Annotated in this window: 9 protein-coding genes and 6 pseudogenes; 10 read left to right on the top strand and 5 right to left on the bottom strand. The window is 66.2% G+C overall.

Annotation, left to right across the window (positions count from 1 at the left end):
* Positions 1-480 precede the first annotated feature (480 nt).
* From ABZ861_RS07645 to ABZ861_RS07670, 6 genes and pseudogenes are all read left to right on the top strand, one after another.
* A pseudogene (locus tag ABZ861_RS07645) lies at positions 481-1,005 on the top strand (NlpC/P60 family protein); the annotation flags it as partial.
* A 276-nt stretch (positions 1,006-1,281) separates the two neighbouring features.
* Positions 1,282-1,527, top strand: a pseudogene (locus tag ABZ861_RS07650) (M23 family peptidase); the annotation flags it as partial.
* Between the two features lie 18 nt (positions 1,528-1,545).
* A pseudogene (locus ABZ861_RS07655) lies at positions 1,546-1,809 on the top strand (M23 family peptidase); the annotation flags it as partial.
* Between the two features lie 476 nt (positions 1,810-2,285).
* The gene (locus ABZ861_RS07660; protein ID WP_361625290.1) at positions 2,286-2,630 is read left to right on the top strand and encodes a hypothetical protein; all 345 of its coding nucleotides are present in this window, start codon (positions 2,286-2,288) and stop codon (positions 2,628-2,630) included.
* A gap of 232 nt (positions 2,631-2,862) precedes the next feature.
* A complete protein-coding gene (locus ABZ861_RS07665) occupies positions 2,863-3,303 on the top strand; it encodes a hypothetical protein (protein ID WP_361625293.1) in 441 nt (146 codons plus the stop codon).
* A gap of 361 nt (positions 3,304-3,664) precedes the next feature.
* Complete coding sequence (locus tag ABZ861_RS07670; RefSeq protein ID WP_361625296.1) at positions 3,665-4,168, top strand: DUF2690 domain-containing protein; 504 nt, start codon at positions 3,665-3,667, stop codon at positions 4,166-4,168.
* A gap of 374 nt (positions 4,169-4,542) precedes the next feature.
* Here ABZ861_RS07670 and ABZ861_RS07675 read toward each other — a convergent pair.
* A protein-coding gene (locus ABZ861_RS07675) for an IS3 family transposase (RefSeq protein ID WP_361625299.1) occupies positions 4,543-5,777 on the bottom strand; the annotation gives its coding sequence in 2 pieces (ribosomal slippage) (positions 4,543-5,459 and positions 5,459-5,777; 1,236 coding nt in all).
* A 72-nt stretch (positions 5,778-5,849) separates the two neighbouring features.
* On the opposite strand from ABZ861_RS07675, the pseudogene ABZ861_RS07680 reads away from it, so the two are divergent.
* Positions 5,850-6,113 (top strand): annotated as a pseudogene (locus ABZ861_RS07680) (IS5/IS1182 family transposase); the annotation flags it as partial.
* Positions 6,114-6,721: 608 nt separating this feature from the next.
* Here the strand turns inward: ABZ861_RS07680 and ABZ861_RS07685 are convergent.
* Both ABZ861_RS07685 and ABZ861_RS07690 read right to left on the bottom strand, forming a co-directional pair.
* Positions 6,722-7,222, bottom strand: coding sequence for an RHS repeat-associated core domain-containing protein (locus ABZ861_RS07685; protein WP_361625302.1), 501 nt, complete (start codon positions 7,220-7,222; stop codon positions 6,722-6,724).
* Entirely contained in the window at positions 7,219-7,569 is a 351-nt protein-coding gene (locus ABZ861_RS07690) for a hypothetical protein (RefSeq protein ID WP_361625305.1), read from the bottom strand. Before ABZ861_RS07690 ends, ABZ861_RS07685 begins: the two co-directional genes overlap by 4 nt.
* A 321-nt stretch (positions 7,570-7,890) precedes the next feature.
* On the opposite strand from ABZ861_RS07690, the gene ABZ861_RS07695 reads away from it, so the two are divergent.
* The 3 genes and pseudogenes from ABZ861_RS07695 to ABZ861_RS07705 all read left to right on the top strand — a co-directional run bounded on the left by ABZ861_RS07695 (position 7,891) and on the right by ABZ861_RS07705 (position 9,878).
* On the top strand, positions 7,891-8,079 hold the full coding sequence (locus ABZ861_RS07695; RefSeq protein WP_361625308.1) for a hypothetical protein: 189 nt from the start codon (positions 7,891-7,893) through the stop codon (positions 8,077-8,079).
* 473 nt (positions 8,080-8,552) lie between these two features.
* Positions 8,553-9,212: pseudogene (locus ABZ861_RS07700) on the top strand (DUF317 domain-containing protein); the annotation flags it as partial.
* 67 nt (positions 9,213-9,279) lie between these two features.
* Positions 9,280-9,878: pseudogene (locus ABZ861_RS07705) on the top strand (site-specific integrase).
* 182 nt (positions 9,879-10,060) lie between these two features.
* Here the strand turns inward: ABZ861_RS07705 and ABZ861_RS07710 are convergent.
* Entirely contained in the window at positions 10,061-10,348 is a 288-nt protein-coding gene (locus ABZ861_RS07710; protein WP_361625311.1) for a hypothetical protein, read from the bottom strand.
* Positions 10,348-10,574: hypothetical protein (locus ABZ861_RS07715; protein ID WP_361625314.1), on the bottom strand; the 227-nt coding region annotated here is incomplete at its 5' end. The genes ABZ861_RS07715 and ABZ861_RS07710, both read right to left, overlap by 1 nt.

The raw sequence follows: 10,574 nt of genomic DNA on the forward strand, positions 1-10,574 counted from the left end.
CCGCCATGCGCACGGCCCGTCGAGGAGGACAGAGCATGAGAGCAGCGCACCGAGCGAAGGGGCGGCGCTCGCGCCGGGCGTACTCGCCATGCAGGTCCCCCTGTTGGTGACCGTGACCGAACCGGCGGCGGCAAGCGCTCCGTGCGACCCCGCACTGGACCGGTCACCTGTCTATTCATTCACGACGTGCTGAGAGTCGTCGACCGATGCATCGGTCGAACCGGCCAGAGCGCGCTTCGCGTCGGGCGGCGCGAGCCCGGAGCGGCCATATGCGCCACGTGTCTATCGCGGCGCGTGTTCCGGACTCGACCATATCGTCGTAGATCCGCCAGGATTTCGACCGCTCGCACGACCGAACATCACGAGACAGAGAAAATCCTTCAATTCCAGTGCCTGATCTCAGGAAGGGGTCTTGTGTCAATACATCACGCGTTGAGCAGGTCACGTGGTCCATGGCGTCGAAGACTTCGCACCGTGGCCGTGTCTTTGGCCGCGGTACTGCTGTCCGCGGGGGTAGTCCAACTGGGCGCCGCGCCGGCTCAAGCGGCATCGGGAAGCTGCCCGACCACGACACCTGGCGCCATTCCTCCGACCGTCGAGGCGCTCAAGGCGATCGACCTTGCGTGCACGGCCGTCGACGCTCGAATCCGCTACAGCTTCGGCGGGGGCTGGGGGTCCCATCCGGGCGCCTCGTTCGGCTGGTCCGACAACACCACGTACGCCGTCAATGACGGCAACGTGAAGGGCTACGACTGCTCCGGCTTCATGCACTGGCTCTGGTACGCGGTCACCGGCACCGAGAACTTCTTGCCGCTGGGCGCCGACAGCCAGTTCCACACCACCAGCCATGTCGCGGCGCGCTTCACGGCCTCACAAGGCACCGGTAGCCTTCTGCCGGGTGACCTGGTCTTCTGGGGAAACCCCAGCGCACGCAACGGAATCCATCACGTCGCCATGTACTTGGGCGGCGGGCGCATCGTTCAGCAGTCCCAGTCGGGCACTCCGGCCAACGTCGACGCCCTCGACCTGTCCGGATACGCCGGCGCGGTCCGTCTCACCGGCTTCCCCACCAGCAACGAGAACTGGCTGTTCTACAGCAGTGCCGTTGACCAGCACGTCGCCGACGCTGAGGCCAAGTATGGTGTGAACGGCTGCGGTTCGGGTGGATGTACCACCGGTTGCTCCGCCCTGTGGTACAACGACCACCGCAGCGACCCGCTGTGCAACGGCGGCTCGAGCGGGGGGGGAGGCGGGGGCGACAGCCCTGTCCAGGGCGGTGCCAAGTACTGGGTCGACACATCCTCCGCAGCCACCGGTCGCGACCTCGGCGGCACCCTCAACGCGGGCACTAATTACGTGTTCTGCAAGGTCTGGGGCTCGCAGGTCGGCTCCGGGAACTCGTACAACCACTGGTGGCTGTACACGGACATGGATACGGGCGGTCAGGACTACGTCTCCGCCTACTACCTGTCTCGCTGGGGTAACGACGAGGCCAAGGACAACTCCGGCAACACCATCCCGGATTGTACGTCGGGAGGCTCAGGCGGGGGAGCCGGGGCCAGCAAGTACTGGGTCGACACCTTCGCGAGCGCTCCCGCCCGCGACGGCGCAGGCACGCTGAACGCGGGCACCAACTACGTGTTCTGCAAGGAATGGGGTTCCCAGGTCGGCTCCGGGTCGTCCTACAACCACTGGTGGCTGTTCACCGACCTCGACACGGGCGGCCAGGGCTGGATATCGGCGTACTACCTGTCCCGCTGGGGCAACGACGAGGCCAAGGACAACTCCGGCAACACCATCCCGAACTGCGGCACTGACGGTAAGTACTGGATCAAGACCTGGGCCGCCGCATCCGGACGGGATCACGGCGGCGCCCTCTACGCGGGCACGAACTACGTGTTCTGCAGAGTCTGGGGCTCACAGGTCGGCTCTGGGAGTTCCTACAACCACTGGTGGCTGCTGACCGACATGGACACGGGCGGACGTGACTACGTGTCCGCCTACTACCTGGCCAGCCAAGGAAACGACCAGGCCAACGACACCTACGGAAGCGCCATTCCGAATTGCTGATCAGTGCCTGCCCACGGGGCGCGCCGACCATGTGCCACACAGCGGCTCCCCTCACGCGGGTCGATGAGGTCGCGTGCAATCCGTGGACGACAGCGGACGGCCATGCCGGCCCCCTCACCGGGGTCCGCCGATCTGGCTGACGCTCCCGAATTCTCACGCGAACGCGCTTTCAGCCGCGTGAAGTCTCCCCATCCCGTCTCATTCAGGAGGTATTCGTGAAGAAGTCCATCGCCGTGGCCATCGCCACTGCGGCGCTCTCTCTCACCGCCGTGCCGGCCGCCCACGCCGCTCCGGCCGGCGCCGCCAGCGCGGCCGTCACCTGCCCGGGCTCCCTCAACAACTCCACCCACGTCCAGACGAGTGTGGACTGGCTGAAGGTACGCACCGGACCGTCGACGAGCAACACGGCCATCGGGGAGATACCCGGTGGCGCCGCCTTCTACTTCAGCTCCTCCTCGGGGACCCAGTCCGGCGGCCACTACTGGGTGTGCGGCTACGGCTATAACGGCAGCACCAAGCTCACCGGCTGGGTGGCCGGCGAGTACCTGGTCTGGCCCTGACACAGCTCTTCGGCGTGCAGGCTGACCACTCACTTCCGCCTGACGCCGGCCTGCTGGAGCCGATGCACCCCGCGTGATCACACTCCGTGCAAGAGGCGGCGGGGTTCACCGGCGCCCCGCGAAGGCGGACGGTGGACTCGACTTCGTCGAGACCATTCCTCGGTGCAGTCGAGTCCACCGCCGTGGTGCCAGTCGCACATTGCCCGGTCACTTCCACGACTCGGAGTGCAGCATGTTCAAGAACCACCTGAAAAAGCGCTTCCTCGGCTCCATCGCGGGTATGTGCGCTGCCGTCGCGGCCACCGCCATGCTCGGTGCGGCCCCGGCGACCGCCGCCTCCAGCTGGTGGAGCGACCCGAACTCCTGCACCAACGTCGCCACGGGAACGGAGCGGACCGTGAACGGCCGACAAGTCCAGATCCGTTACGGCACGTGTGGGGGATCGCAGTACGGCTGGGGACGCATCCTCAACTACGGTTCGTCGGACTACATCCGCTTCGAGGTCTCCCTCGGTGCCGGCACCGTGGACTACGCGGACATCCAGCCCGTCAACGGCCGTAACTACACGGAGGGTTACCGGACGAGTTCGAGCTCGGCCGTGGCCTTTCGCGCGTGCTACGTCACCACGATCGTCAGTACCTGCAACTCTGGCAACGCCACACCGTGGTGGTGAGGAGTCGATTCCCCGCGCGGTTCACCGAGGAACCCGGCGCGCTGGCTCCAGTCCCGGGCGCACACGGAAGGGAATCGGGAACGGACCGGCGGCACGCCGGCTTCCGTGGACGCGAGTTCCCACCGGCGGTTGAGCGGCGGCCATGGTCGACCTCGATCGGCTTGGCAGCCGCAGCGGCCGGCGGCAACGGGCAGACAAACCCTTCGGTGGCAGAACGCGGACGACTGGCTCGATGCCGTCTTGTACGGCGGTTCGCTGCGGCGTGATCGGCCGGACCCTGCCTGTCGCACGGGGCTGATCTTGCCATGCTCATGGCTGATGCACTGATCAAAAAGATATGAATGAGCGGAAGGACAGAGGAATGAGAGCAACGCGACGCGCGCGGCTGGCAGCACTGGCGGTGGCGGTGATCGCCGTGCCTACGGGACTGACGGTGGGCAACGCGGGAACAGCTTCGGCAGCCGCACTGGCGAGCAAGGGATGCGGCAGCGCCTGCAACGCGACCGACCCAAGCCAGCCGGTGTGGAGCAGCCAACTCGGGGCGACCGTGACGTGCAGTGATGATGCGTACACGGCAAAGCAGTCGGCTCTGAAGGACGGGATTACCCTTCAGCTCCGGTACAGCCCGCGGTGCCAGACGGTCTGGGCGCGGTTCTACGGCGGATCCGGCAGCAAGAACACCTACGTCGCTTCGGTCTACTACGATGGCTGGTCCCCCGCCTTCGAAAGCATGACGGAACTGCCGTCTCAACCCACCGGCCGCAACTGGTCTGATCAGATGGACGACGCCGGCGTCACTGCCAAAGCGTGTATCGGGTCCCGATGGACCTTCTTGGACGACATCGGCTGCACCGCGGGATACTGAGTCACAGCGAGGTCGGCGAAGCGGGAATCCTCTCGCCTGCCGCGACCTCCTCTGCGGCTGATGCCTGATCAGTGTCCTGTTCCCCGGATTCAGAAGGATCGGGAAACAGGGCTCTGATCTGCACCTCGGCCATGGGGCGCCTCGCTCCGACTTCGGCAGGGTCTCCTCCGGTGGCCAGCCGGTGGCCGGACGCCTTTGAACGACGTAGCACGAGATGACGCTGACCAACCAGCCGCACGTGCTGCGAGCAGCCCAAACATCGCGCCGCGGCATGGAGCGCAGCGCTGGGCGCCGCGGCGCCGAGACCGCTCTGGGGGCCGCCCCACATGTACCAGCCGGGCCTTCCCCCGTGAAGGTGGGCACGCCGTTATTGATCACGCGGCGAGCGTGAGTTTAGCGGCGTGGTGTCGGCGTTCGTATTCGTTGGGGCTGAGGTGGCCGTTGGCGGAGTGGCGGCGGCGGGTGTTGTAGCGGGTCAGCCAGGCGAAGACCGTTCGCCGGCACGCGTCGGCGTCGCCGAAGTCGCGGGCGCCCTGGAGGGTCTCGCGTTTCAGGGAGGCGTGGAAGCTTTCGCAGGCGGCGTTGTCGGCGCTGGTCCCGACCGCGCCCATCGAGCGGGTGACCCTGAGTTCGTCGCAGAGGTCGGCGTAGGCGCGGGATCCGTACTGGGCTCCGTGGTCGGAGTGGAAGACGGCGCCTTCCAGTGAGCCGCGGGTGCGGGCGGCCATCCGCAGGGCGTCGGCGACCAGGTCGGTGCGCATGTGGTCGGCGATGGACCAGCCCACGACCTTGCGGCTGAAGCAGTCCAGCACCGTCGCGAGATACAGGAACTTCCCGCCCGCAAGCGGGAGATACGTGATGTCGCCCATGCGTCTGCGCCCCGGCTCGGTGGCGGTGAAGTCGCACTGGAACAGGTCGTCGACCGGTGAGGTCGCCGGGTCGGGGACGGTGGTGCGGACGCGTCTGCGCAGGCGGATCCCGGTGATGTGACACGCCCGCATGACCCTGGCGACCCGCTTCTCGTTGACCGCATGTCCCTTCTCACGGAGCTCGGCGGTCACCCGCGGGGAGCCGTAGGCGCCGCCGGACTCGCGGTGAACCTCACGGATCTCATCGGCCAGGACCAGGTCGTGGCGTGTCCGGGCAACCCTGGCCTCGGCGCCGGCGAGCCACTTGTAATAGCTCGACCGGTTGACGTCCAGGACCTGGCACAGCCGCTTCACCTCGTAGGTGCTCCGGTGGTCGTCGACGAACTGGAAGCGGCTGATCACCAGTTCGTCTCTCCGGCGAGATACTTGGCCGCCTTGCGGAGGATGTCCCGCTCGGTCGCGAGTTTGCGCTCACTCGCTTCGAGCTCTGCCACCCTCGCCTCCAGGCGGCGGACCCGCTCGTCCGGATCCGCCGATGCGACCGCTGCCGGCCGGGAGGCAGGCCGCGCGGGCGCGGCGGTGACGCCACGGCGTTCGCGGTCCCGCAGCACCCACTCGCGCAGCGTCGCCCGGTTGATGCCCAGGTCAGCGGCGACGCTCTTGTACGTCGCCCCGGGTGTGGACTCGTACAGGGCCACAGCGTCAGCCTTGAACTCGTCCGAATAATCCTTCATCGCCATCGGCGGTCTTCTCGCTTCCTCCGGATCAAGCAGATCCAGTATCAGCGTGTCCACCACTCAGGGGGAGGGCCCGGCTATCTCGGCCTGAGCCGTGACCACCGCGGGCAGGCCATCACACCACCCAGAAAACCCCGGCCCGGAGCACTCCCCGACAGGGTCGAACAGTGGGAACGCGCCCGCCACGAACACTCCTGCGACCGCATCACCGTCGAACACGCCCTCGCCGACCACAAACGCTGGAAGCAACTGACCCGCTGGACACACCGGCGAGATGTCCTGCCCAACACCTACCGCGCCATCGCCGGCCTCGTCTCCGACCGCACCATCACCGCCTGAAAGCAGGGGGCGACCAGGCCAAACACGCCTCACCCGCTATCACGCACCAACTCGTAAACCAGCTATACCAGGCAGCATGCTTCGGCACCCCCAACGACGGTGCAGGCCGGGCCAGTCACGCTTGCATCCGTTGTTGCCGTGATGGGAGTCCGCGCGCGCGGTGTGGGCGGTGCCGAACCCAGTGCCGCCCCGCTCGGTCAGATGCACTGGGCAGACGTACGGACGGCGATAGTCCCGACAAGGATTCTGTGAGCCATCTGGGCAGTCGGCAAAAGTGCTGAAGGCCGCCCGAACGTTTCGATGCTGCGCATGGGTGTCGACTTGGCGGCGGAGCCAGCTCACGCCAGAGCCCCCCATACGACGGCCACCATGACGAGCGGGTTTCACCAACGCAGGTAGGTACCGGCTTGTCGGTCCCTACCTGCGTCGCTGTCATACCAGGAGGCTGAAGGTCAAGCTGGCGATCAGCAGAACGGCAGACGTGATGGTGGCTGCTTGGTACTTCTTCCACTCGACACTTCCACGGGTGCTGCGTACTGCAAGCACGAGGAAGAGGACCATTGAGGCAGAAGATCCGGCTATGAGGGCGTATGCGAGGTTTTGCATGATCAACATGTCTCCGCGAAGAGGCAGGCAGTGCCCTCGACAAACAACGCGATCCCGATGGCGGCTCCAACACCGGCGGCTACGCCCATGACTACGGGCGAGGCTGCTATCAGGCCAACGATGCCGGCGGCACCGATTGCGCCAAGGGCGAAGTTGACGTACTCGAGCGGACTGTTGGACAGGCCCGTGGGATCGATGTTGTTGATGGGGTCACCGGCGCCGTAGAGGTACGGCTTGGATTCTTGTCCGCTGGGGTCGGTTTGGGTGAAGCGGCCGAGGGCGGGGTCGTAGTAGCGGGCGCCCATCTTGTACAGGCCGGTCGGTTCGAGGTAGGCGCCGGCGTAGCCGAAGGGCTGGTCGACGGGGGCGGTGTTTCCGGAGCGTGCGCCGCCGGTGGGGTCGTAGTCCCAGCGGTCCTGCTTGGCGCCGGAGTCGTCGACGAGGACGGATGGGGCGCCCTTGTCGTCGGTGACGTAGTAGTACGGGTTTCCGCCGCGCGTCATGCCGATGCTGTGCCCGCGGGGTCGTGGAAGAATCCCGTGCTCGTTGCGCCGTCGGTGGTGGTGGAGATGCCTTCGGGGCCTTGGTCGATGCGGGTGGAGCCGGCGGTGAGGCGGTCGGAGCTGTCGGTGCCGGCGTAGGTGTACTGCGTGGTGGTTCCGCCGCTGGTGAGGGCGGTGAGCTGGTTGAAGTCGTTGTACGTCTCACCGGTGCGCGGGAGTTGTCCGGCCGCCGAGAGTTCGTTGCCGTTCTTGTCGTAGGACCAGCCGGTGCAGACCCCCGAGTGCCGCTGATTCCTCAGGCGCCTGAAGGCTTGAGCCGGCGAGCTCGTTACTTCGTCGAGGGACACGGGCTGCGTGTTCCACACCGCGACCTCAAGCTTTTCCGGGAGGCATGGCTCAAGCGAGGGATTCCGGATGCCGAGATCGACCGGGCTGTCGCCGCCTAAGAGCGCTGGGGCGGTCTCGCCCTGCCCCCGGCCCCCGAATACGAGGGCGGCCCGCGCGTTCTGGAAGCCGACGCCCCCGAGGGCTCGGCCGCGAGCGGATGGTGATTCCCGGCCGGCGACTGTCGCGTCTCCATGGCCCACGGGTTCACGATCGGGCCAGGAGGTGAGTTCGGGATCGACGCTGACCACTGGACGCCGCTGCACGCCAGCACAGAGGGATGGGTGGAAGCCCTGGCACTGGCCAGCCACGCGGGCCACTGGGCCAAGACCATCACGAAGATCAAAGGCAGCGCTGTCGAGGACCTGAACCTCGAAGGATTCGAGCCGATACCCGAAGTCCGGGGACTCGCTGACACCTGGTGGCGGGGCAAGGACTCGCTCATCGCCCGACCGCCGTGCAGGCCGTACTGACCGGAACCCAGGCCCACGTCGCTCTCACGGCTCTGGAGGCTGCCGACTGGAGCGCCGCCGCCACCAATGTCCTGGTCCTGGCCCGCATCGATCATGAGGAGACCTACTGGGCCAACGACGCGGCCAAGCACCTGACCGCCGTAGGCATTCCCGTCAAGATCACCCCTCAACTCCAGGAGGCCATCACCGAGGAATGGACCTGGCCGAACCACCCGATGAGTTGGTGCACTCGCAGCGAAGTCCGTGAGATCTCCAACCAGGCACAGAAGATCCACGACGACATTCGTCACGGCCGACTCCTCATCTACGCTCACGCACACGACGGCCAGAACACCGTCGCGGTCGGCACCTACCTCGGCCCAGGCGGTGAGTCCGTCCACCTACATGGTCAGGACCACCTGCGACAGATCTCCGACACTTTCAACTCACCCGCAGAGGCGCTGACGGCCTTCCAGCGTGTCCACGCAGCCGCGATGCGCCCCGGCCCGGCGCCCCTGACAACGGCCGAACGTGGCGCCATCGCAGCGCGTTCCGTCTTCGACGTCACCACGGCCAAGTCCGGAACTCCCGCATCCGAGCCGGAGACCGTCCCCATCTACCTGGCCGATGCCGGCGACCACGACGCGCTCCTCGACAGCTTCCTCGACGCGCACGGTGAATTCGGGAAGTGGCGGACCTGGTCGGATGACACGACCCACGCCATCCACGAATCGCAGACCCTGCGCATCGAACGTGCCCACGAAACCCAGGCCCGTGAGACCGCTTGGACCGTGGCTGCCTACGAGACGCCCGTCTCCGACCGCATGTGGCACCTCACCGCGACCAGCGACACCCCCGCCCCGGTGCTACAGAATCTCCTCATTCACCTCGGCGACGGTGATGGCTGGGACACGGTCACCGGTACCCAGGTGGACGAGAAGACGGTTACCGCAGCAACTCAGCCGCTCACGGAGGCCGGGTGGAAGCACGCCTGGACCGGGCACGGGATCCGGTGGACGTCTCCCGACGGCAAAGCAGGCATGCAGTTCCACCCACTGACCTCGCAGCACGCGCAGAATCCGGCAACCTGGACCATCTGGGGCGGCACCGATCCGGACCGGCCCAAGTGGACCCTCACCGCGTCCCCGCACACCCCGAGTTCGCTGCACGTTCCTGGCCGTCACCAACGGGCACCGACTGCAGGCGCTGTTCGAACTCGCCCTGCACACTGGCCTCCGGAAGGGCGAACTCCTCGGCCTGCGCTGGGAAGACCTCGACCTGGCCGGCGGAACCGCCAGCATCCGCCGCACCCTCCAGCGCACCAACTCCAGCGGCCTGACCGCACTCCCGACCAAACCCCAGAGCTCCGAACGACGCATCGCCCTGCCCACGCCGTGCCTGCGCTCTCTCGCACAGCGCCGCAACCGCCAGCGTCAGGGACGCGAAGCAGCAGGCGCGGGCTGGAAGGACAGCGGCTACGTTTTCATCCGACCCGAGGGAGCCCCGATCGAGGGAGCCACCCTCACCCGGCACTTCAACACCTGCTCCACCGTGCCAGGCTCCGCCGCATCCGGTTCCATGATCTTCGACACTCGGCGGCCGCCCTCCTCCTGGAACAGGGCGTCGAACTCGCCGTCATCAAGGAATTCCTCGGCCACGCGGACATCGGCGTCACCGCCACCGTCTACGCCCACGTCCGACTCCGCCTCCAGCGAGACGCCATCGACACCCTCAGCGCCGCACTCGGCTGCCCGGAGACCACCGAGGCGGCCAACAGCGACGGCGACGAACCGCCACCCTGCACCGCCCTCGTCCGCTGACGTTGCCGTCAACTACTGCCGTCACCCCACGCAGAAGCCCCGCCAGGACGCGCCTGGCGGGGCTTTGGGTTTGCTGGCGGAATCAGGTCTCGCTACTCGCCGTCATGGCCAGCCGGAAACCCCCTCGGCAACCCGTTCGACCTTCCTTCTTCTCAATTGCTTTCTGGAAGACTGTCACTATCTCAGGAGGCTGCTTCGTCGCCGATGGCACGAAGAACCTCAGAGAGCCAGACGAAACCGTGTCCCACAACACGGTCGGGATCTGAGAGCATGTCTTCCAGGTGACCCCACGACTCAGAAAGCATACCGATCGTTAGATCTCGCGGCTCACCGTAGACGTCATAAGCCTGATCTCGAGGTACGGACCAAAATGCCTCTGTATCGATTTCCAACACCTGCTCACCGGCGCAGATTCGCTCCATGAGCAAGTCGAAGACATCTTTGAGCTTGCCTACTGGAATCTCGACCATCAGCAAACACTCCCGTTGATTTTCGCGATATTCTCGTGGAAGGTTTGTATTTCCTTCCTGAGATGCTTGGCGCGCCCCTCGATTATTCGCTGCCGAACCTCTTCATTCGGCGCATTCTTGAGGTACCCCTTATTATCGTAGGCGTCCGGGTTCGCTAGCGAACAATCGAGGGGCGCGCCAAGCATCTCAGGAAGGAAATACAAACCTTCCACGAGAATATCGCGAA

The sequence above is a fragment of the Streptomyces sp. NPDC046985 genome, assembly GCF_040644415.1.
Classification (GTDB): domain Bacteria; phylum Actinomycetota; class Actinomycetes; order Streptomycetales; family Streptomycetaceae; genus Streptomyces.

Excerpts from the sequence above, each read along its gene's own strand:
- ABZ861_RS07665 (WP_361625293.1), top strand. The coding sequence starts at position 2,863 with ATGTTCAAGAACCACCTGAAAAAGCGCTTCCTCGGCTCCATCGCGGGT.
- ABZ861_RS07670 (WP_361625296.1), top strand. The coding sequence starts at position 3,665 with ATGAGAGCAACGCGACGCGCGCGGCTGGCAGCACTGGCGGTGGCGGTG.
- ABZ861_RS07685 (WP_361625302.1), bottom strand. The coding sequence starts at position 7,222 with ATGACGCGCGGCGGAAACCCGTACTACTACGTCACCGACGACAAGGGC.
- ABZ861_RS07710 (WP_361625311.1), bottom strand. The coding sequence starts at position 10,348 with ATGGTCGAGATTCCAGTAGGCAAGCTCAAAGATGTCTTCGACTTGCTC.